This window comes from Pseudomonas sp. Pseusp10 (genome assembly GCF_059492225.1).
In genome coordinates, this window is sequence record NZ_CP168528.1 from 1,511,764 (window position 1) to 1,532,495 (window position 20,732).

The window sequence follows — 20,732 nt, forward strand, 5'->3', positions numbered from 1 at the left end:
TTTCCCGAAAAAAATGTGGGGGGGCGGGCTTGTGTGGCGAGGGGGCTTGCCCCCGTTGGGTTGCGAAGCGACCCCAATATCTGAATTCGGGTTCTATCTGACACACCGCGTTTTCAGGTATTGGGACCGCTGCGCAGTCCAACGGGGGCAAGCCCCCTCGCCACAACCTCGCTTCCACAAGGACGGAGCCAGTAATGAATGCTGGCTCCATTTCTATCAGCCTTCGAGCTTGCTTTTCAGCAATTCGTTCACTTGTTGCGGGTTGGCCTTGCCTTTGGAGGCTTTCATGGCCTGGCCGACGAAGAAGCCGAACATCTTGCCGCGCTTGGCTTCGTCTGCTGCGCGGTATTGTTCGACCTGCTCGGCGTTGGCCGCGAGCATTTCGTCCAGTACCGCCGAGATGGCGCCGGTGTCGGTCACTTGTTTGAGGCCGCGCTTGTCGATGATCTCGTCCGCGCTGCCTTCGCCGTTGGCCATCGCTTCGAACACCACCTTGGCGATCTTGCCGGAGATGGTGTTGTCCTTGATGCGCAACAGCATGCCGCCCAGTTGCTCTGCGGAAACCGGCGACTCTTCGATGTCCAGGCCTTGCTTGTTGAGCAGGCTGCCCAACTCGACCATCACCCAGTTCGCCGCCAGCTTGGCGTCGCCGCTGATGCTCGCGACCTTCTCGAAGTAATCCGCCTGCTCACGGCTGGTAGCCAGCACGTTGGCGTCGTAGACCGACAGGCCGAACTGCTCCTGGAAACGCTCGCGTTTTTGCGGTGGCAGCTCCGGCAGGGTGGCGCGTACGTCGTCGAGGAACGAGTTTTCGATAACGACAGGCAGCAGGTCCGGATCGGGGAAGTAACGGTAGTCGTTGGCTTCCTCCTTGCTGCGCATCGGACGGGTCTCGTCCTTGTTCGGATCGTACAGGCGGGTCTGCTGGATCACTTTGCCGCCGTCTTCGATCAATTCGATCTGGCGCTGGATTTCGCTGTTGATCGCCTTCTCGATGAAACGGAACGAGTTGACGTTCTTGATCTCGCAGCGGGTACCGAACTCGACCTGGCCTTTCGGACGGATCGACACGTTGCAGTCGCAACGCAGCGAGCCTTCGGCCATGTTGCCGTCGCAGATGCCCAGGTAGCGCACCAGTGCGTGGATCGCCTTGACGTAGGCCACCGCTTCCTTGGCGCTGCGCATGTCCGGCTCGGAGACGATTTCCAGCAGCGGGGTGCCGGCACGGTTCAGGTCGATGCCGCTGGCGCCGCTGAATTCTTCGTGCAAGCTCTTGCCGGCGTCTTCTTCAAGGTGCGCGCGAGTGATGCCGACGCGTTTGACCGTGCCGTCTTCCAGAGCGATGTCCAGGTGGCCCTTGCCGACGATCGGCAATTCCATCTGGCTGATCTGGTAGCCCTTGGGCAGGTCCGGGTAGAAATAGTTTTTACGGGCGAACACGTTGTGCTGACCGATCTCGGCGTCAATCGCCAGACCGAACATCACTGCCATGCGCACCGCTTCCTGGTTCAGCACCGGCAACACGCCGGGCATGCCCAGGTCTACCAGGCTGGCCTGGGTGTTCGGCTCGGAGCCGAAGGTGGTGGAACTACCGGAAAAGATTTTCGACCGGGTGGTGAGCTGGGTGTGAATCTCCAGCCCGATCACGACTTCCCATTGCATGTGTGTCTCCTCAGAAGCCGGTTGGGGTGCGGGTGTGCCAGTCAGTGTTGAGCTGATACTGGTGCGCAACGTTGAGCAAGCGGCCTTCCTGGAAATACGGAGCGAGCAACTGCACGCCGACCGGCAGACCGTCGACGAAACCCGCTGGCATGGACAAGCCCGGCAGACCCGCGAGGTTGGCGGTAATGGTGTAGACGTCTTCCAGGTACGCAGCGACCGGGTCGCTGTTCTTGGCGCCGAGCTTCCAGGCCGGGTTCGGCGTGGTTGGGCCGAGGATGATGTCGACCTCATTGAAGGCGGCCATGAAGTCGTTCTTGATCAAGCGACGGATCTTCTGCGCCTTCAGGTAATAGGCGTCGTAGTAACCGGCCGACAGCGCGTAGGCACCGACCATGATCCGGCGCTGCACTTCCGCGCCGAAGCCTTCACCACGGGAGCGCTTGTACAGGTCTTCCAGGTTTTTCGGGTCTTCGCAGCGATAGCCGAAGCGCACGCCGTCGAAACGCGACAGGTTGGAAGAGGCTTCCGCCGGGGCGATCACGTAGTACGCAGGAATCGCGTGCTGCATGTTCGGCAGGCTGATTTCCTTGATCACGGCGCCGAGTTTTTCCAGCTCCTTGACACTGTTGTGGATCAGTTCGGCGATGCGCGGGTCGAGACCGGCGCTGAAATACTCTTTCGGCACGCCGATGCGCAGGCCTTGCAGCGAACCGTTGAGGCTGGCGCTGTAGTCCGGCACGGGCTCATCGATGCTGGTGGAGTCGTTCGGATCGAAGCCGGCCATACCTTGCAACAAAATCGCGCAGTCTTCGGCGGTGCGTGCCATCGGGCCGCCCTGGTCGAGGCTGGACGCGTAGGCAATCATGCCCCAGCGCGAAACACGACCGTAGGTCGGTTTGAGGCCGGTGAGGTTGGTCAGCGCCGCAGGCTGACGGATCGAACCGCCGGTGTCGGTGCCGGTGGCCGCTGGCAACAGACGAGCGGCAACCGCCGCCGCCGAGCCGCCGGACGAACCGCCCGGAACGTGTTCCAGGTTCCACGGGTTTTTCACCGGGCCGTAGTAGCTCGACTCGTTGGCCGAACCCATGGCGAATTCGTCCATGTTGGTCTTGCCCAGGGTCACGGCGCCGGCAGCGGCCAGCTTGGCGACGACGGTGGCATCGTACGGTGCCTTGAAGTTGTCGAGCATCTTCGAGCCGCAGCTGGTGCGAATGCCCTGGGTGCAGAACAGGTCTTTGTGGGCGATCGGCGCACCGAGCAGGGCGCCGCTCTCACCAGTGGCCCGACGGGCGTCAGCGGCTTTCGCCTGCGTGAGCGCCAGGTCCTCGGTGAGGCTGATGAAACTGTTGAGCTGCGGATCGAGCTGGGCGATGCGCGCCAGCAGGACTTTGGTCAGCTCTTCGGAGGAAAACTTTTTATCGGCGAGTCCGCGGGCGATCTCGGCCAGAGTCAATTGATGCATTGCAGGCTCTTTCCCTTTAGTCGATGACTTTCGGAACCAGGTACAGGCCGTTTTCGACCGCTGGTGCGATGGACTGGTAGGCCTCGCGGTGATTGGTCTCGGTCACGACGTCTGCGCGCAGGCGCTGGCTGGCTTCCAGTGGATGGGCCAGCGGCTCGATACCGTCGGTATTGACCGCCTGCATTTCGTCGACCAGCCCGAGAATGCTGTTGAGGGCTGAAGTGATGTGTGGAAGATCGGCTTCATTCAGGCCAAGGCAGGCCAGATGAGCGATTTTTTCCACGTCGGAGCGTTCTAGCGCCATTGGGATTCTCCAGTGGAAAACAAAACGGACGGCGTCCGTGTGTTAGATTGTCGGAACACTACCGCACTTCTACGGTCATAAGGCCGCGATTGTGGGGCTTGGTGCACAGAAAAGCGGCCAATTTAACATATTGGCGCCTTGCCCAAAATCCCTGTCGTTGTTAGAGTTTGCCGCACTTTTTTACCCACGCGTTGCCTAGGGTCCCTTTCCCATGTTCAAGAAACTGCGTGGCATGTTTTCCAGCGATCTTTCCATTGACCTGGGCACTGCCAACACCCTTATTTACGTGCGCGAGCGCGGTATCGTCCTGAATGAGCCCTCCGTTGTGGCCATTCGGACACACGGTAACCAGAAAAGTGTCGTTGCTGTCGGCACCGAAGCCAAGCGCATGCTCGGCCGTACACCGGGCAACATTGCTGCCATTCGTCCGATGAAGGATGGCGTGATTGCTGACTTCAGCGTTTGCGAAAAAATGCTGCAGTACTTTATCAACAAGGTTCACGAAAACAGCTTCCTGCAGCCTAGCCCGCGCGTGTTGATCTGCGTTCCATGCAAATCCACCCAGGTTGAGCGTCGCGCCATCCGCGAATCGGCCCTCGGTGCAGGTGCCCGCGAAGTGTTCCTGATCGAAGAGCCAATGGCCGCAGCGATCGGTGCCGGCCTGCCGGTTGAAGAAGCCCGTGGTTCGATGGTCGTGGATATCGGTGGCGGTACCACCGAAATCGCGCTGATCTCCCTGAACGGTGTGGTTTACGCCGAATCCGTCCGCGTTGGCGGCGACCGCTTCGACGAAGCGATCATCACTTACGTGCGTCGCAACTACGGCAGCCTGATCGGTGAATCCACCGCCGAACGCATCAAACAGGAAATCGGTACGGCCTACCCGGGCGGCGAAGTTCGTGAAGTCGACGTTCGTGGCCGTAACCTGGCCGAAGGCGTTCCACGCGCATTCACCCTGAACTCCAACGAAGTGCTGGAAGCTCTGCAAGAGTCCCTGGCAACCATCGTTCAGGCCGTGAAAAGCGCCCTGGAGCAATCGCCTCCGGAACTGGCTTCCGACATCGCCGAGCGTGGTCTGGTACTGACCGGTGGTGGCGCCTTGCTGCGCGACCTGGACAAGCTGCTGGCCCAGGAAACCGGTCTGCCGGTGATCGTTGCCGAAGACCCGCTGACCTGCGTTGCTCGCGGCGGTGGCCGTGCATTGGAAATGATGGATAAACACACCATGGACCTGCTTTCCAGCGAATAAGTCGCCGGATCGCCTCTATGCTGTTGAGCGCGCAGGCGGCACTTTGCAGTGCTGCCTGTTCGCGTTTATCTTCTGTCAGTCTGCATCCAGGCCGGATTGCTGCCGTATGAATAAACAGAACATTTGCCTGGAAGGAGCGGCTTATTAAACCGCTTTTCACCAAAGGCCCTTCACTGGGCGTGCGCCTGTTGGTGCTGGTCGTGCTATCGGTCGCGCTGATGGTGGTCGATGCCCGCTTCAGTCTGCTCAAGCCTGCACGCAGCCAGATGTCGCTGGTGCTGATGGACGCCTACTGGATCACCGACCTGCCCGGACGATTGTGGGACGGCGTTGCCAGTCAGTTTGGCAGCCGGACCGAACTCGTCGCCGAAAACGAAAAACTCAAGACCGAGAACCTGCTGTTGCAGGGGCGCATGCAGAAGCTCGCCGCCCTGACCGAGCAGAACGTTCGGCTGCGCGAGTTGCTCAACTCTTCTGCACTGGTCAACGAGAAGGTCGAAGTGGCCGAGCTGATCGGCATGGATCCCAATCCCTTCACCCATCGCATCATCATCAACAAGGGTGAACGCGACGGCGTGGTCCTCGGCCAGCCAGTGCTCGATGCCCGTGGCCTGATGGGCCAGGTGGTCGAGTTGATGCCCTATACCTCCCGCGTCTTGCTGCTGACCGATACCACCCACAGCATTCCGGTGCAGGTGAACCGTAACGGTTTGCGGGCGATTGCCAGCGGCACCGGCAACCCGGAGCGTCTCGAGTTGCGTCATGTGGCCGATACCGCCGACATCAAGGAAGGCGACTTGCTGGTCAGCTCCGGCCTCGGCCAACGTTTCCCGGCCGGTTACCCGGTGGCGACGGTCAAGGAAGTGATTCACGATTCCGGCCAGCCGTTTGCGATTGTCCGCGCCATTCCGACCGCCGCCTTGAACCGCAGCCGTTACCTGCTGCTGGTGTTCAGCGACACCCGTACCCCGGAAGAACGCGCCAACGACGCTGCCCAGGCCCAGGAAAACCTGGATGCACAGGGTGGTGGGCCGATCATTCCGGCGACGGTTCCGAAAGTGGTCAACCCGGTAGCCCCCGCCGCACCGACGACTCCTGCCACGGCGGCACCTGCGGCCACTGCGCCAGCCAAGCCGACCACCACGCCAGCCAAGCCTGCGGCCACGCATCCTGCGGCGGCTAAACCGCCGGCGGCGCAACCCGCTGCCGCGAAGCCTGCCGCCAAACCGCCAGTCTCCGCGCCGGCCACTCCAGTGGGAAGAGAATAATGGGCGGTGTAAAAGCATCCCGAAACGGCTGGATAGTCTGGCTGACGTTTGCCGTCGGCCTGCTGCTGAGCGTTTCACCGTTGCCGCAATTCATGGAAATCCTGCGTCCGCTGTGGCTGGCGCTGTTGCTGGCGTTCTGGGCGTTGAACCTGCCGCAGACAGTCGGGATGGTGACAGCGTTTTGCCTGGGCCTGGCTGAAGACGTGCTCTATGGCACGCTGCTGGGGCAGAACGCTCTGATCCTGACGCTCATCACCTATTTGGTACTGGCGCTGCAGCAACGTCTGCGGATGTTCCCGATGTGGCAGCAGAGCCTGGTGATTCTGGTGATCTTCGGCCTCGCCCAGCTTGTACAGTTGTGGCTCAGTGCCCTGACCGGCAATCGTCAGCCAACCCTGGCGCTGGTGCTGCCGGCATTGGTCAGTGCGTTGCTCTGGCCCTGGATCAGTTTCGGTTTGCGCGGGTTGCGTCGGCGCTACAAAATCAATTGATTCGGTCAGGCATTTGCCCGCACCTGGACAGGGAGATGTCTTGATGAAACAGCTTTATCTTGCCTCTGGTTCACCACGCCGACGTGAATTGCTCACGCAGATCGGCGTACCGTTCTGCGCCGTCAGCGCGGACATCGATGAAACCCCTGTACCCCAAGAATCCCCATCGGCCTATGTCGAGCGTCTGGCGCGCGGCAAGGCCGAGGCCGGGCGCGGCGCTGTCGTATCCGATGGCCCGTTCTGTGTGCTCGGCGCTGATACCGCCGTGGTATTCGACGGAAAAATTCTCGGCAAGCCGGTTGATCAAGCGGATGCGTGCGCCATGCTGATGATGTTGTCGGGATGTGAACATGAGGTCCTGACCGCAATTGCCGTGCTCGATGGCGAACGTTGCGAGTCCCGGGTTGTCGCCAGTCGGGTGCGATTTCGTGCCATCAGTCGCGATGAAGCCGCGGCCTACTGGGCCAGCGGCGAACCGCGGGACAAGGCGGGCGGTTATGGCATTCAAGGACTGGGTGCGGTGTTTGTCGCCGGGCTCGATGGAAGTTATTCAGCGGTGGTCGGACTACCGCTTTGCGAAACCGCGGAACTGCTCGGCCATTTCGGCATACCCTGTTGGCAACCCCGGAGCGCGCTTTAAGCGTCTTCCTGAACAGATGCGGCCATTATCGTGAACATGCCTGAACGAGACCCTGCCATGAGTGAAGAGATCCTGATCAACATCACGCCGATGGAGTCGCGCGTGGCGGTGGTCGAAAACGGTGTCCTGCAAGAGGTCCATGTCGAGCGCACACAAAAGCGCGGGATCGTCGGCAACATCTATAAAGGCAAAGTCGTGCGGGTATTGCCGGGGATGCAGGCGGCATTCGTCGACATAGGCCTGGATCGCGCTGCGTTCATTCATGCGTCGGAAATTTCCCTGCGCGAAGGCCCGGCGGTCGAGAGCATCAGTGCGCTGGTGCATGAAGGCCAGAGCCTGGTGGTGCAAGTGACCAAGGACCCGATCGGCTCCAAGGGCGCGCGCCTGACCACCCAGTTGTCGATCCCTTCGCGTTATCTGGTGTACATGCCACGCACGGCCCATGTCGGCATTTCCCTGAAGATCGAAGACGAGGCCGAGCGTGAGCGCCTCAAGCAAGTAGTCACTGATTGCGTGGCCAAGGAAGGTATCAAGGAAGCCGGCGGTTTCATTCTGCGCACTGCAGCCGAAGGCGCCGGCGCCGATGAAATCCTCATGGACATCCGCTACCTGCGAAGGCTCTGGGATCAGATCAGCGCCCAGATCAAAACCATCAGCGCGCCCAGCGTGATCTACGAAGACCTTGGATTGGCGCTACGCACCCTGCGTGACCTGGTGAGCCCGAAGATCGAGAAGATCCGCATCGATTCCCGGGAAACCTTCCAGAAAACCACGCAATTCGTCGCCGAATTGATGCCCGAGATTGCCGACCGCCTGGAGCATTACCCGGGCGAGCGACCGATTTTCGACCTGTATGGCGTCGAAGACGAAATCCAGAAGGCCCTCGAACGCAAGGTCCCGCTCAAGTCCGGCGGTTATCTGGTGGTCGACCCGGCGGAAGCCATGAGCACCATCGACGTCAACACCGGGGCGTTCGTCGGCCATCGCAACCTCGAAGAAACCATCTTCAAGACCAACCTCGAAGCCGCGACGGCCATCGCCCGCCAATTGCGCCTGCGCAACCTCGGCGGAATCATCATCATCGACTTCATCGACATGGAAGATGAAGAACACCAGCGCCAGGTGCTGCGCACGCTCGAAAAGCAACTGGAGCGCGATCACGCCAAGACCAACATCATTGGTATCACCGAGCTGGGCCTGGTGCAGATGACCCGCAAGCGCACCCGCGAAAGCCTTGAGCAGGTGTTGTGCGAGCCGTGCAATGCCTGTCAGGGGCGCGGCAAGCTCAAGACCCCGGAAACCGTTTGCTACGAAATCTTCCGTGAAATCCTGCGTGAGGCGCGTGCGTATCAGGCGGAAGGCTATCGTGTATTGGCAAACCAGAAAGTGGTGGACCGCCTGCTTGACGAAGAGTCGGGCAATGTCGCCGAGCTGGAAGGGTTTATCGGGCGCACCATCCGCTTTCAGGTCGAAACCATGTATTCCCAGGAACAATACGACGTGGTGCTGCTCTGAAGCGTATCGTTTTGATTGTTCGAGAATGGCTGGCCTCAGCTTTTTGCAAATTTTTTGCCATGGGGGCCATCTGACATGGACCGTCTGACACGCATTTTGGCCGCGCTGATCCGCTGGGGTCTGGGCTTGTGCGCGTTGGTTTTGGTGTTGATGGCGCTTTACGTCAGCCTTGGCCGGGAGCTGACGCCGCTGGTGGCCGAGTACCGTGCCGAGGTTGAAACCAAAGCCGGCGATGCCTTGGGCATGCCATTGCGGATTGGCGAGCTCGAAGGCAACTGGGGTGGATTTGCCCCCATATTGATGGCTCACGACGTGACGGTCGGCGAGGGCGCCAATGCCTTGCATCTGGATCAGGTGCGCGCGGTGCCGGACCTTTGGGCCAGCCTGCTGGCACGTCAGGTACGCATCGCTCATCTGGAAGTCAGCGGTTTGAAGATCAGCGTCAAGGAGGGTGACGACGGTCAATGGGCTCTGGAAGGTTTGCCAGTGCAGCAGGATCAACCCACCGATCCGGAACAGTTGCTCAATCGTATGCAAATGATCCAGCAGCTGTCGGTGCTCGACAGCCAGGTGACCTTGCAGCCGTTTGCACACTCGCCGCTGACGCTGACTTATGTCGGTCTGAATCTGAAAACCGGGGCGTCGCGGCAGCGGCTCGACGCGCGACTGACCCTGCCTGACGGGCAACCAGTAGCCATGAGCCTGCGTACCCGCATTAGTGCCAGCCAATGGCAGGAAGGTGAAGCCGAAGTCTATCTAAGCCTGCCGCAAAGCGACTGGTCGAAGTGGTTGCCCGAGCGCGTAAGCCAGCAATGGAATTTCTCCGAGATCAAGGCCGGCGGCGAGCTGTGGGCGACCTGGGGCAAAGGCACCTTGCAAAGCGCGGCAGTGCGCTTGAACGCGCCACAACTCAAGGGCGCCTACGTCGACCGCCAGCCGATCCAGATCAACAACCTGGCGCTCAATGGTTACTTCCAGCGCAGTGCCGAAGGCATGCTGGTGACCCTGGATTCCCTGGCGATGAATCTTGGCGACGCCCGCTGGGAAACGCATTTGCAGCTCAAGCAAAACGCCGCCACCAACAAGACCGAAGAACTTTGGCATCTGCAGGCCGACCGCGTCGACCTGACCCCGCTCACGCCGCTGCTCAATGCCCTTGCGCCGTTGCCGCAAGGCTTTGCCACCGTTGTCGAGCGGCTCAAGGTGACGGGCGGACTGCGCAATGTATTGATCGACGTGCGGCCCAATGCCACCGACGACAGCAAGTTCAGCTTTGCCGCCAATCTCGATCGGGTCGGCTTCGACGCCTATCACGGTGCGCCGGCGGCCCGAAACGTCAGTGGCAGCATCAGCGGTGACCTGGGGCACGGTGAACTGCGCATGGACAGCAAGGATTTCATGCTGCACCTGGACCCGATTTTCGCCAAGCCATGGCAGTACATTCAGGCCAATGCGCGGCTGACGTGGAAACTCGATAAAGAAGGCTTCACCCTGATCGCGCCGTATCTGAAGGTGCTGGGCGAGGAAGGCAAGATTGCCGGCGACTTCCTGATTCGCCTGCATTTCGATCACACCCAGGAAGACTACATGGACCTGCGGGTTGGCCTGGTGGACGGTGACGGTCGCTACACCGCCAAGTACCTGCCGGCAGTCCTCAGCCCGGCGCTGGATGAATGGCTGCGCACCGCGATTCTCAACGGCGCGGTGGATCAAGGCTTCTTCCAGTATCAAGGGTCGCTCAGCCACGGTGCCGCGGACGTCGATCGCAGCATCAGCCTGTTCTTCAAGGTCCACGATGCCGAACTGGCCTTCCAGCCTGGCTGGCCCCATGTCAGCAAGGTCAGTGGTGATGTGTTTGTCGAGGACAGCGGGGTGCGGATTCTGGCCAGCAAGGGCCAGTTGCTCGACACTCAGGTCAGCGATATCTACGTCAACATTCCCCATGTGCCTGCGGGGCAGAACGTTCATTTGTTCCTCGATGGCGGATTTGCCGGTGGTTTGGGCGATGGTCTGAAAATCCTTCAGGAAGCACCGATCGGCACCGCGGCTACCTTCGCCGGCTGGGAAGGCGAGGGTGACTTGCAAGGCAAGTTGAAGCTGGATATCCCGTTGGCAAAAGACGAGGAGCCGAAAATCCTCGTCGACTTCAAGACCGCCAAGGCGCGCTTGAAGCTGGCGGAGCCTGTGCTGGAGTTGACTCAGCTCAAAGGTGATTTCCGTTTCGACAGTGCCAAAGGCCTGAGCGGGCAGAACATCAGCGCACGGGCATTCGACAAGCCGGTTACCGCGCAGATTTTTGCCGATGGCAGTGCGGGCAAACTCAATACCCGGGTCAGCGCGTCGGGCCAGGTCGAGGTCAAGAAACTGACCGACTGGCTGAAGGTGACCCAGCCTCTGCCGGTGAGTGGCGTGATCCCCTATCAACTGCAACTGACCCTGAACGGCGCTGACAGCCAATTGATGGTCAATTCCAGCCTCAAGGGCGTGGCCGTCGATTTACCTGCACCGTTCGGCATGACCGCCGAGACCGGGCGCGACACGACATTCCGCATGACCTTGCAGGGCGACGAGCGGCGTTATTGGCTCAATTACGGGGACCTGGCGAGTTTCACGTTTGCGGCCCCGGCCAGCAATTTCGCCGACGGTCGCGGGGACTTGTTCCTTGGTGGTGGCGAGGCCGTATTGCCTGGCACCAAAGGCCTGCGGGTACGGGGCGTGCTGTCGGAGCTGGACGTTGGCCCGTGGAAGGATCTGGTAGATAAATACGCCGGGCAGGACCCCGGAGGCAGCGCCAGGCAATTGCTCAGCGGCGCGGATTTCAAGGTGGGCAAGCTCAGCGGTATTGGCACCACGCTCGATCAGGCCTCGATCCAGCTGGCGCGCAACCCTTCCGCCTGGGCGCTGCAACTCGACAGCCAGCAGATCAAAGGCAGCGCCAATCTTCCCGATGCAAAAGGGGCACCGATCACGATCAATCTGCAAACCGTGCGCCTGCCCGCACCGGACCCGGCCGTGCTGGCCGATGAAAATTCACCGGATCCGCTGGCCTCGGTGGACCCGACGAAAATCCCCGCGATGGACATCACCATCAATCAGCTATTCCAGGGCCAGGATCTGGTAGGTGGCTGGTCGCTGAAGATTCGTCCGACGGCCAAGGGCATCGTGTTCAACTCGCTGGACCTGGGCCTCAAGGGCATTCTGTTGGTGGGCAGCGGTGGTTGGGAGGGCGTGCCCGGCGCCAGCACAAGTTGGTACAAGGGGCGCGTCAGCGGCAAGAACCTTGCCGATGTGCTCAAGAACTGGGGGTATGCACCGAGCGTCACCAGCAAGGACTTTTATATGGATGTCGATGGCCGCTGGCCCGGATCGCCGGCTTGGGTGGCGACCAAACGTTTCTCCGGCTCGCTCGATGCAACGCTCAATCAGGGCCAGTTCGTCGAGGTCGAAGGCAGTGCCCAGGCGCTACGGGTATTTGGTTTGCTCAACTTTAATTCCATCGGCCGGCGCCTGCGCCTGGACTTCTCCGACCTGTTCGGCAAAGGCCTGAGCTATGACCGGGTCAAGGGACTGTTGGTTGGGACGAACGGAGTGTATGTCACCCGTGAACCGATCCGGCTGACGGGTCCTTCGAGCACCATTGAACTCGACGGTACCTTGAACCTGGTCGCCGATCAGATCGATGCGAAACTGTTGGTGACCTTGCCGGTGACCAATAACTTGCCGATTGCCGCGCTGATCGTCGGTGCACCGGCGGTCGGCGGGGCGCTGTTCCTGATCGACAAGCTGATCGGTGACCGTGTCGCCCGTTTCGCCAGTGTGAAGTACACCGTTCAGGGACCGTGGAAAGAACCGAAAATCACCTTCGACAAGGCTTTTTGAAAAGCCATCCTTCGGGCCTATGGAGTAGCATGACCATTGCGGCTTGCCTCCTGTAGGAGCGAGCTCGCTCGCGATGGACGTGAACGATGACGCAGGCCGCCTGAAAATACGCGTCGCATTCAAACTCATCGCGAGCAAGCTCGCTCCTACAAGGTCTGTGTTGATTTCAATAAGGAAAAGGCCATGTCTGTAGCGGTGATTCAAATGGTCAGCCAGAGCGATGTGCTGGCCAATCTGGCCCAGGCCCGTCGACTGCTCGAACAAGCGGCCGCCGGCGGCGCGAAACTGGCGGTATTGCCGGAAAATTTCGCCGCCATGGGCCGGCGCGACATTGCCGACATCGGGCGCGCCGAAGCATTGGGCGAAGGCCCGATCCTGCCCTGGTTGAAACAGACCGCGCGCGACCTCAAGTTATGGATTGTGGCTGGCACATTGCCGTTGCCGCCGGTGGATCAGCCGACGGCCAAAGTGCATGCCTGTTCGTTGCTGGTCGATGACCTGGGCCAAACGGTGGCGCGCTACGACAAGCTGCACCTGTTCGACGTGGACGTGGCGGACAATCGTGGCCGTTATCGTGAATCCGATGACTATGCTTATGGCAACGGGGTGGTCGTGGCGGACACACCCGTCGGCCGGGTTGGCCTGACGGTCTGCTATGACCTGCGCTTTCCTGAGCTGTACAGCGAATTGCGCGTGGCCGGCGCGGAACTGATCACCGCCCCCTCGGCGTTCACGGCGGTGACCGGCGCGGCGCACTGGGATGTGCTGATTCGTGCGCGGGCCATCGAGACGCAATGTTACGTGCTCGCGGCTGCCCAGGGCGGGACGCATCCGGGGCCGCGGGAAACCTTTGGCCATGCCGCCATCGTCGACCCGTGGGGGCGTGTGCTGGCGCAACAGGATCAAGGCGAGGCCGTGCTGCTGGCCGAACGCGACAGCAGCGAACAGGCGTCCATCCGGGCGCGGATGCCGGTGTCCAGTCATCGGCGCTTTTTCTCGCAGGGCGCCCAGCGACCTGCATCAGAACGACGAATTTAAGGCGTAAAGCATATGAGCGAGTTGTTGTCCTCAGTCAGTGAACACCTGCTGGCGCCCGGTGGCGTCACGATCGAGAGCCTGCAAGGCGTGCTCGGCGATCTGGCCGGGCCGGGCATCGATGCCGCCGACCTGTATTTCCAGGGGCAGATCTCCGAGTCCTGGGCGCTGGAAGACGGCATCGTCAAGGAAGGCAGTTTCAACCTTGACCAAGGTGTGGGCGTGCGTGCGCAATCGGGTGAAAAAACCGGTTTCGCCTACAGCAATGCCATTACCCTCGAAGCCCTGGGCGCGGCGGCGCGTGCCGCCCGTTCGATTTCCCGGGCCGGGCAGCATGGCACCGTGCAGGCGTTCACCAGCCAGGATGTTGCGCAGCTGTATGCGCCGGACAATCCGCTGGAAGTGCTGACCCGCGCTGAGAAAGTCGATTTGCTCAAGCGAATCGACGCCGCGACCCGCGCCCTCGACCCACGTATCCAGCAGGTCACCGTGAGCATGGCCGGTGTCTGGGAGCGGATTCTGGTGGCTTCCACCGACGGCGGTCTGGCGGCGGATGTGCGGCCGTTGGTGCGTTTCAACGTCAGTGTGATCGTCGAGCAGAACGGTCGCCGCGAGCGCGGCGGTCACGGTGGTGGCGGTCGGACCGATTATCGCTATTTCCTCGGCGAAGACCGCGCCATGGGCTATGCCCGCGAAGCGTTGCGTCAGGCACTGGTCAACCTCGAAGCGATCCCGGCACCGGCCGGCACGTTGCCGGTGGTGCTCGGCTCCGGCTGGTCGGGCGTGCTGCTGCACGAAGCGGTCGGCCATGGCCTGGAAGGCGACTTCAACCGCAAGGGCAGTTCGGCTTATAGCGGGCGCATGGGCGAGATGGTTGCGTCCAGTCTGTGCACCATTGTCGATGACGGCACCCTGGCCGGTCGCCGTGGCTCTTTGAGCGTCGATGACGAAGGCACGCCGACCGAGTGCACCACGCTGATCGAAAACGGTGTACTCAAAGGCTACATGCAGGACAAGCTCAACGCCCGCCTGATGGGCGTGGCGCGTACCGGCAACGGCCGTCGCGAATCCTACGCGCACCTGCCGATGCCGCGCATGACCAACACCTACATGCTCGCCGGTGAAAGCGACCCGGCGGAAATCATCGCTTCGGTGAAACGCGGCATTTACTGCGCCAACCTCGGTGGCGGTCAGGTGGACATCACCAGCGGCAAGTTCGTGTTCTCCACCAGCGAGGCGTACCTGATCGAAGACGGCAAGATCACTGCTCCGGTCAAAGGCGCGACCCTGATCGGCAACGGACCGGAAGCCATGAGCAAAGTGTCGATGGTCGGGAATGATCTGTCACTGGACAGCGGCGTGGGCACGTGTGGCAAGGATGGGCAGTCGGTGCCGGTGGGTGTCGGCCAGCCAACGCTGAAGATAGATGCGATCACCGTGGGTGGCACGGGCGCTTGATGGAACGAGCTTCGGGTGAGTCGCGTCGCGACTCACCCGATTCGAGATTTAACGCAGTCCGCGTTGAGTCTCGTCCAGCTCACGGATGTACTTGAAGATTTTACGGCTGGCAGCAGGAGGCTTGTTTTGCGCAACCTCATGCTGGGCCTGACGGATCAGGGAGCGCAGTTGCTGGCGATCCGCGTCGGGATATTCGACGACGAATTTTTCCAGTACGGCGTCGTCGCCGGCAATCAGACGATCGCGCCAGCGTTCCAGGTTATGGAAGCGTTCGTTGTACTGACGGGTGGAGGCATCGAGTTGATCGAGCAGAACCAGAATGGCGTCAGTGTCCTGATCGCGCATCAGTTTGCCGATGAACTGAAGGTGCCGTTTACGCGCGATGTTCGCGGTGTGCTTGGGCGCATCGGCCAGGGCCCGGCGCAATCCGTCGGTCAATGGCAGTTTGTTGAGCAAGTCAGGCTTGAGCGTTGTAAGGCGCTCGCCGAGGTCAACCAGAGCATGCAGCTCGCGTTTGACCTGGGATTTGCTTTTTTCTCCCGTATCGAGGGAGTCGTCGTAAGAATCAACCATGGTGGCAGTCCGCAAAGAAACGCCGCCATGATAACCAGTCGGGGGCCGCTTGTCCGGCCCGGTCGCTCGATGACCGTTACCGAAAGCAGAATTTGAGTGGAGAACAGCATGAGTGCAGTTGAAAGCGTCGGCCCACAAGCGTTGCCGGCACTGCAGGAACAAGTCGAGCAGATCATCGCTGAAGCCAGGCGCCAGGGGGCCAGCGCCTGTGAAGTAGCTGTGTCACTGGAGCAGGGCTTGTCGACTTCGGTGCGTCAGCGTGAAGTCGAAACCGTTGAATTCAACCGTGATCAGGGTTTTGGCATCACCTTGTACGTCGGCCAGCGCAAAGGCTCGGCCAGCACCTCGGCCAGCGGTCCGGAGGCGATTCGCGAAACGGTTGCCGCTGCACTGGCTATCGCCAAGCACACCTCGGAAGACGAAGCCTCGGGCCTGGCGGATGCCGCGTTGATGGCCAGGGACGTGCAGGATTTCGACCTGTTTCACCAGTGGGACATCACTCCGGAGCAAGCCATCGAGCAGGCCCTGGCCTGTGAAGCCGCGGCGTTTGCAGCCGACAGCCGAATCAAGAACGCCGACGGCACCACCCTCAGCACCCATCAGGGCTGCCGCGTTTATGGCAACAGCCACGGCTTCATCGGCGGATACGCATCGACTCGTCACAGCTTGAGCTGCGTGATGATCGCCGAAGCGGACGGCCAGATGCAGCGTGATTACTGGTACGACGTGAACCGCCAGGGCAACCTGCTGGCCGACCCGGTCAGCATCGGCCAGCGGGCTGCGCAACGGGCGGCGAGCCGTCTGGGCGCGCGTCCGGTGCCGACCTGCGAGGTGCCGGTGCTGTTTTCCGCAGAGTTGGCCGGCGGCTTGTTCGGCAGCTTCCTGTCGGCGATTTCCGGCGGCAGCCTGTACCGCAAGTCATCGTTCCTTGAAGGCACGCTGGGCCAGAAGCTGTTTCCGGAGTGGCTGACCATTGACGAGCGTCCGCATCTCATGCGGGCATTGGGCAGTGCTGCGTTCGATGGCGATGGCCTGGCAACCTACGCCAAACCGTTCGTCGAAAAAGGCGAACTGGTGTCCTACATCCTCGGCACCTACTCCGGCCGCAAACTCGGAATGCCGAGCACGGCCAACGCCGGTGGCGTGCACAATCTGTTCGTCAGCCATGGCGATGAAGACCAGGCGGCCTTGCTGCGGCGCATGGGGCGCGGGCTGTTGGTCACCGAGTTGATGGGCCAGGGGCTGAACATGGTCACCGGCGATTACTCCCGGGGCGCGGCGGGTTACTGGGTCGAGAACGGCGAAATCCAGTTCGCGGTTCAGGAGGTGACCATCGCCGGCAACATGCGCGACATGTTCAAACAGATCGTTGCGGTCGGTAATGATCTGGAGTTGCGCAGCAACATTCGCACCGGTTCGGTGCTGATCGAGCGGATGACGGTGGCGGGTAGTTAAGCTTTGCCCTAAACAAAGAAGGCGTGCCACCCATCGGGTGGTACGCCTTTTTTGCGACTTGAATGGGGCCTGCAGGAGCACGGCTTGCCGTTACTGGACGACGTTTACTCGCCTTCGTCGAAGAAGTTGTTGATCAACGCCACCAGCGCATCCAGCGCTTCCTGTTCCTGCTCACCTTCTGTGCTCAAGTGGATCGTGGTGCCTTTGCCGGCGGCCAGCATCATCATCGCCATGATGCTTTTGCCATCGACCATCGACTCTGGTGTACGACCGGCCCGAATCTGGCACGGGAACTGACCTGCCACCCCAACGAATTTTGCAGAAGCGCGGGCATGCAGGCCCAGCTTGTTGATGATTTCGATTTCCAGAGCAGGCATCGCGGTGTGAATCCTTTAGCTGAGGTCGCGGTGGCGAACCTGGACGTTCTTCAGGGTTTTTTGCAGCGCCTGCCCCAAACGCTCGGTCAGGTAGACGGAGCGGTGATGTCCGCCAGTGCACCCAATGGCAATGGTGACGTAGGCGCGGTTGCTGGCGGCAAATCGAGGCAGCCACTTTAGCAGGTATGTGGAAATGTCCTGGAACATCTCTTCGACATCCGGCTGAGCCGCCAGATACTCGGCAACCGGTTGATCGAGCCCGGACTGCTCGCGCAATTCCGGTTTCCAGTAAGGGTTGGGCAGGCAACGCACATCGAACACCAGGTCGGCGTCCACCGGCATGCCACGCTTGAACCCGAAGGACTCCACCAGGAACGCAGTCCCCGGCTCGGGCTGATTCAACAGGCGCAGTTTGATGGCGTCGCGCAGCTGGTACAGGTTCAGGCTGGTGGTGTTGATCTTGAGATCGGCGAGGTCGGCAATCGGCCCGAGCAGGACACTTTCAACGTTGATGGCTTCGGCCAGCGAGCGGTTGGCGTTGGTCAGGGGGTGACGTCGGCGGGTTTCCGAGAAGCGCTTGAGCAGGGTTTCTTCATCGGCGTCCAGGTACAGGACATCGCACTGGATGTGGCGGCTGCGGACTTCTTCGAGCAGGTCGGGGAAGCGTGACAGGTGGCTGGGCAGGTTGCGGGCGTCAATGGAAACGGCGACCAGCGGCTGCATTAGCTCGGTATGAATCAATGCTCGTTCGGCCAGTTCCGGCAGCAGACCGGCAGGCAGATTGTCGATGCAGTAGTAGCCGTTGTCCTCAAGAACGTTGAGGGCGGTACTTTTACCTGAGCCGGAACGGCCACTGACGATGATCAAGCGCATGATTACTGACCGTTTTGCTCGTTCAGGACAACCTGATACAGGGCGTCATTGCTTGCGGCATTACGCAGTTTTTCTCGCACATCCTTGCGGTCGAGCATGCTGGCGATCTGTCGCAGCAGCTCAAGGTGCGCATCGGTAGCGGCTTCCGGGACCAGCAGTACGAACAGCAGGTCAACCGGCGCGCCGTCGATGGCGTCGAAATCGATAGGGGCGTCCAGGTGCATCAATGCACTGATGGGCGAAACACAGCCCTTGAGACGGCAATGTGGAATAGCGATGCCGTTGCCAAAACCGGTGGAGCCAAGTTTTTCACGGGCAATCAGTGCCTCGAAGACATCTTGCATCTCCAGAGCCGGCACTTCGCGGGCGATCAGATTGGCAATTTGTTCGAGGGCTTTCTTTTTACTGCCGCCCGGCACGTTCACCAGGGAACGGCCGGGGGTCAGGATACTTTCAAGTCGGATCATGGGTTGGGAGTGTTAACGACCGGTTGCGCCCTGAAGGAGGCTCTGGGTCTTTTCCTTATGCTTTTTGAGTTGTTTATCCAGCTTGTCGGTGAGTGCGTCGATCGCAGCGTACATATCGGTATGTTCCGCGTTTGCGACCACTTCATTCCCGGGAATATGCAGCGTGGCTTCGATTTTCTGCTTCAGTTTTTCGACGGTCATCGTGACCTGCACATTAGTGATCTTGTCGAAATGTCGCTCCAATCGTTCGAGTTTTTCGCCGATGTAGGTGCGAAGAGGTTCGGTCACTTCCAGTTGGTGTCCACTGATGTTGACTTGCATACAGCTTCTCCTTCGTTGCCAGTGCATAAAGCGGTAGACCAGATGATCTACCACTGGAACGCTGTGGCGTGGCCCTACATCAACCGCTTGCGTTCGCTCGAAGGCGCGATCCCGAGGGATTCGCGGTACTTGGCGACGGTGCGGCGAGCCACCTGAATGCCTTGTGCCTCCAGTAAACCAGCGATCTTGCTGTCACTCAACGGCTTTTTCTGATTTTCCGCGGCAACCAGTTTTTTGATGATCGCGCGGATCGCCGTGGACGAGCATTCACCGCCTTCGGAGGTGCTTACGTGACTGGAGAAAAAGTATTTCAGTTCATAAATGCCCCGGGGGGTGTGCATGAACTTCTGGGTGGTCACCCGTGAAATCGTCGACTCATGCATGCCGACCGCTTCGGCGATGTCATGCAGGACCAGGGGCTTCATGGCTTCGTCGCCATACTCGAGGAAGCCGCGCTGATGCTCGACGATCTGGGTGGCCACCTTCATCAGGGTTTCATTACGGCTTTGCAGGCTCTTGATGAACCAGCGGGCCTCCTGCAACTGATTGCGCATGAACGTGTTGTCGGCGCTGGTGTCGGCGCGGCGCACGAATCCGGCGTACTGGGCGTTGACCCGCAGCCGTGGCACTGACTCCTGATTCAGCTCCACCAGCCAGCGCTCATTGTCCTTGCGCACGATAACGTCAGGAACGACGTACTCGGCTTCGGCGGACTCGATCTGCGAGCCCGGGCGCGGATTGAGGCTCTGGACCAGTTCGATGACCTGGCGCAGTTCATCTTCCTTGAGCTTCATGCGGCGCATCAACTGGCTGTAGTCGCGGCTGCCAAGCAGGTCGATGTAATCGGTGACCAGGCGCTTGGCCTCGGCCAGCCAAGGGGTTTTGGCGGGCAGCTGGCGCAATTGCAGCAGCAGGCATTCGCCCAGGTTGCGGGCGCCGATGCCGGCGGGCTCGAATTGCTGGATGCGGTGCAGGACGGCTTCGATTTCGTCCAGTTCGATGTCCAGTTCCGGATCGAAGGCTTCGAGGATTTCTTCGAGGGTTTCGTCCAGGTAGCCCTGATTGTTGATGCAGTCGATCAGGGTCACGGCGATCAGGCGATCGGTGTCGGACATCGGGGCCAGGTTCAGTTGCCACAGCAAGTGGCTTTGCAGGCTTTCGCCGGCCGAGGTGCGGGTGGTGAAGTCCCACTCGTCATCATCATTGCTGGGCAGACTGCTGGCGCTGGTCTGGTAAACGTCTTCCCACGCGGTGTCGACGGGGAGTTCGTTGGGGATGCGCTCGTTCCAGTCGCCCTCATCGAGGCTGTCAACCGTCGGGGCGCTTTCCTGGTAGGAGGGTTCCTGGGTGTCAGTGTTGGGCTTTTGTTCGGTGTTGTCGGCCAAGGGGTCGGAATTGTCGAAGTCGTCGCCTTCTTCCTGGCGTTCGAGCATCGGATTGGACTCCAGGGCCTCCTGGATTTCCTGTTGCAGGTCCAGGGTCGACAATTGGAGCAGGCGGATGGCCTGTTGCAGCTGCGGTGTCATCGTCAGCTGCTGGCCCATTCTCAAGACTAGCGATGGTTTCATGGCAGGGGCTTAACACCTTATTCGCCGGCGCACATGCGCCATCCACTACAGGGCGCCGGGGCGCCAAACATAAGCAAATTATATGCCTGAAACTGAAGTGTTTGCCTAGACCACTGTAACAATAAAAAATTGTTG

The 20,732-nt window shown here is 60.6% G+C and carries 18 protein-coding genes; 9 read left to right on the forward strand and 9 right to left on the reverse strand.

Annotation, left to right across the window (positions count from 1 at the left end; translation table 11 throughout):
• Positions 1-216: 216 nt before the first annotated feature.
• From gatB to gatC, 3 genes are read right to left on the reverse strand one after another with little or no spacing between them, the layout of a single operon-like run.
• Positions 217-1,662: an Asp-tRNA(Asn)/Glu-tRNA(Gln) amidotransferase subunit GatB gene (gene gatB / locus ACEN8Z_RS06730; protein ID WP_008000924.1), complete on the reverse strand. Its 1,446-nt coding sequence runs from the start codon at positions 1,660-1,662 to the stop codon at positions 217-219.
• A 10-nt stretch (positions 1,663-1,672) separates the two neighbouring features.
• A complete protein-coding gene (gene gatA, locus ACEN8Z_RS06735) occupies positions 1,673-3,124 on the reverse strand; it encodes an Asp-tRNA(Asn)/Glu-tRNA(Gln) amidotransferase subunit GatA (RefSeq protein ID WP_495597142.1) in 1,452 nt (483 codons plus the stop codon).
• Between the two features lie 16 nt (positions 3,125-3,140).
• On the reverse strand, positions 3,141-3,428 hold the full coding sequence (gatC, locus tag ACEN8Z_RS06740) for an Asp-tRNA(Asn)/Glu-tRNA(Gln) amidotransferase subunit GatC (protein WP_047537661.1): 288 nt from the start codon (positions 3,426-3,428) through the stop codon (positions 3,141-3,143).
• Positions 3,429-3,639: 211 nt separating this feature from the next.
• Between gatC and mreB the strand changes: the two genes are divergently transcribed.
• The 8 genes from mreB (at position 3,640) to tldD (ending at position 14,963) form a co-directional block, all read left to right on the forward strand.
• The gene (gene mreB / locus ACEN8Z_RS06745) at positions 3,640-4,677 is read left to right on the forward strand and encodes a rod shape-determining protein MreB (protein ID WP_002555108.1); all 1,038 of its coding nucleotides are present in this window, start codon (positions 3,640-3,642) and stop codon (positions 4,675-4,677) included.
• 191 nt (positions 4,678-4,868) lie between these two features.
• The gene (mreC, locus tag ACEN8Z_RS06750; RefSeq protein WP_495598092.1) at positions 4,869-5,945 is read left to right on the forward strand and encodes a rod shape-determining protein MreC; all 1,077 of its coding nucleotides are present in this window, start codon (positions 4,869-4,871) and stop codon (positions 5,943-5,945) included.
• Complete coding sequence (gene mreD / locus ACEN8Z_RS06755; RefSeq protein WP_007970244.1) at positions 5,945-6,436, forward strand: rod shape-determining protein MreD; 492 nt, start codon at positions 5,945-5,947, stop codon at positions 6,434-6,436. The genes mreC and mreD overlap by 1 nt, the downstream gene beginning before the upstream one ends.
• A gap of 43 nt (positions 6,437-6,479) precedes the next feature.
• On the forward strand, positions 6,480-7,076 hold the full coding sequence (locus ACEN8Z_RS06760; protein WP_495597143.1) for a Maf family protein: 597 nt from the start codon (positions 6,480-6,482) through the stop codon (positions 7,074-7,076).
• Between the two features lie 57 nt (positions 7,077-7,133).
• Positions 7,134-8,591 (forward strand): ribonuclease G, encoded by a 1,458-nt coding sequence (rng, locus tag ACEN8Z_RS06765; RefSeq protein ID WP_007970246.1) that lies wholly within the window; start codon positions 7,134-7,136, stop codon positions 8,589-8,591.
• Between the two features lie 75 nt (positions 8,592-8,666).
• The gene (locus ACEN8Z_RS06770) at positions 8,667-12,470 is read left to right on the forward strand and encodes a YhdP family protein (RefSeq protein WP_495597144.1); all 3,804 of its coding nucleotides are present in this window, start codon (positions 8,667-8,669) and stop codon (positions 12,468-12,470) included.
• Positions 12,471-12,653: 183 nt separating this feature from the next.
• Positions 12,654-13,508, forward strand: a complete 855-nt coding sequence (locus ACEN8Z_RS06775; protein ID WP_495597145.1) for a carbon-nitrogen hydrolase family protein — start codon at positions 12,654-12,656, stop codon at positions 13,506-13,508.
• 12 nt (positions 13,509-13,520) lie between these two features.
• Positions 13,521-14,963, forward strand: coding sequence for a metalloprotease TldD (gene tldD, locus ACEN8Z_RS06780; RefSeq protein ID WP_007997600.1), 1,443 nt, complete (start codon positions 13,521-13,523; stop codon positions 14,961-14,963).
• 48 nt (positions 14,964-15,011) lie between these two features.
• Here tldD and yjgA read toward each other — a convergent pair whose 3' ends face one another.
• The gene (gene yjgA / locus ACEN8Z_RS06785) at positions 15,012-15,536 is read right to left on the reverse strand and encodes a ribosome biogenesis factor YjgA (protein ID WP_007986687.1); all 525 of its coding nucleotides are present in this window, start codon (positions 15,534-15,536) and stop codon (positions 15,012-15,014) included.
• Positions 15,537-15,644: 108 nt separating this feature from the next.
• Between yjgA and pmbA the strand changes: the two genes are divergently transcribed.
• A complete protein-coding gene (pmbA, locus tag ACEN8Z_RS06790) occupies positions 15,645-16,991 on the forward strand; it encodes a metalloprotease PmbA (RefSeq protein WP_495597146.1) in 1,347 nt (448 codons plus the stop codon).
• A gap of 104 nt (positions 16,992-17,095) precedes the next feature.
• Here pmbA and ACEN8Z_RS06795 read toward each other — a convergent pair whose 3' ends face one another.
• From ACEN8Z_RS06795 to ACEN8Z_RS06815, 5 genes are all read right to left on the reverse strand, one after another.
• A complete protein-coding gene (locus ACEN8Z_RS06795; protein ID WP_007970256.1) occupies positions 17,096-17,368 on the reverse strand; it encodes an HPr family phosphocarrier protein in 273 nt (90 codons plus the stop codon).
• Positions 17,369-17,383: 15 nt separating this feature from the next.
• Positions 17,384-18,241 (reverse strand): RNase adapter RapZ, encoded by an 858-nt coding sequence (rapZ, locus tag ACEN8Z_RS06800; RefSeq protein ID WP_108229137.1) that lies wholly within the window; start codon positions 18,239-18,241, stop codon positions 17,384-17,386.
• 2 nt (positions 18,242-18,243) lie between these two features.
• The gene (ptsN, locus tag ACEN8Z_RS06805; protein ID WP_495597147.1) at positions 18,244-18,708 is read right to left on the reverse strand and encodes a PTS IIA-like nitrogen regulatory protein PtsN; all 465 of its coding nucleotides are present in this window, start codon (positions 18,706-18,708) and stop codon (positions 18,244-18,246) included.
• A gap of 12 nt (positions 18,709-18,720) precedes the next feature.
• On the reverse strand, positions 18,721-19,029 hold the full coding sequence (hpf, locus tag ACEN8Z_RS06810) for a ribosome hibernation-promoting factor, HPF/YfiA family (protein ID WP_007941242.1): 309 nt from the start codon (positions 19,027-19,029) through the stop codon (positions 18,721-18,723).
• 74 nt (positions 19,030-19,103) lie between these two features.
• Entirely contained in the window at positions 19,104-20,597 is a 1,494-nt protein-coding gene (locus ACEN8Z_RS06815; RefSeq protein ID WP_495597148.1) for an RNA polymerase factor sigma-54, read from the reverse strand.
• Positions 20,598-20,732: the final 135 nt, after the last annotated feature.

Excerpts from the sequence above, each read along its gene's own strand:
- ACEN8Z_RS06815 (WP_495597148.1), bottom strand. The coding sequence starts at position 20,597 with ATGAAACCATCGCTAGTCTTGAGAATGGGCCAGCAGCTGACGATGACA.
- pmbA (WP_495597146.1), top strand. The coding sequence starts at position 15,645 with ATGAGTGCAGTTGAAAGCGTCGGCCCACAAGCGTTGCCGGCACTGCAG.
- ACEN8Z_RS06775 (WP_495597145.1), top strand. The coding sequence starts at position 12,654 with ATGTCTGTAGCGGTGATTCAAATGGTCAGCCAGAGCGATGTGCTGGCC.
- gatC (WP_047537661.1), bottom strand. The coding sequence starts at position 3,428 with ATGGCGCTAGAACGCTCCGACGTGGAAAAAATCGCTCATCTGGCCTGC.
- mreB (WP_002555108.1), top strand. The coding sequence starts at position 3,640 with ATGTTCAAGAAACTGCGTGGCATGTTTTCCAGCGATCTTTCCATTGAC.
- gatB (WP_008000924.1), bottom strand. The coding sequence starts at position 1,662 with ATGCAATGGGAAGTCGTGATCGGGCTGGAGATTCACACCCAGCTCACC.
- ptsN (WP_495597147.1), bottom strand. The coding sequence starts at position 18,708 with ATGATCCGACTTGAAAGTATCCTGACCCCCGGCCGTTCCCTGGTGAAC.
- ACEN8Z_RS06795 (WP_007970256.1), bottom strand. The coding sequence starts at position 17,368 with ATGCCTGCTCTGGAAATCGAAATCATCAACAAGCTGGGCCTGCATGCC.
- yjgA (WP_007986687.1), bottom strand. The coding sequence starts at position 15,536 with ATGGTTGATTCTTACGACGACTCCCTCGATACGGGAGAAAAAAGCAAA.
- ACEN8Z_RS06760 (WP_495597143.1), top strand. The coding sequence starts at position 6,480 with ATGAAACAGCTTTATCTTGCCTCTGGTTCACCACGCCGACGTGAATTG.
- rng (WP_007970246.1), top strand. The coding sequence starts at position 7,134 with ATGAGTGAAGAGATCCTGATCAACATCACGCCGATGGAGTCGCGCGTG.
- gatA (WP_495597142.1), bottom strand. The coding sequence starts at position 3,124 with ATGCATCAATTGACTCTGGCCGAGATCGCCCGCGGACTCGCCGATAAA.
- ACEN8Z_RS06770 (WP_495597144.1), top strand. The coding sequence starts at position 8,667 with ATGGACCGTCTGACACGCATTTTGGCCGCGCTGATCCGCTGGGGTCTG.
- tldD (WP_007997600.1), top strand. The coding sequence starts at position 13,521 with ATGAGCGAGTTGTTGTCCTCAGTCAGTGAACACCTGCTGGCGCCCGGT.
- hpf (WP_007941242.1), bottom strand. The coding sequence starts at position 19,029 with ATGCAAGTCAACATCAGTGGACACCAACTGGAAGTGACCGAACCTCTT.
- mreD (WP_007970244.1), top strand. The coding sequence starts at position 5,945 with ATGGGCGGTGTAAAAGCATCCCGAAACGGCTGGATAGTCTGGCTGACG.
- rapZ (WP_108229137.1), bottom strand. The coding sequence starts at position 18,241 with ATGCGCTTGATCATCGTCAGTGGCCGTTCCGGCTCAGGTAAAAGTACC.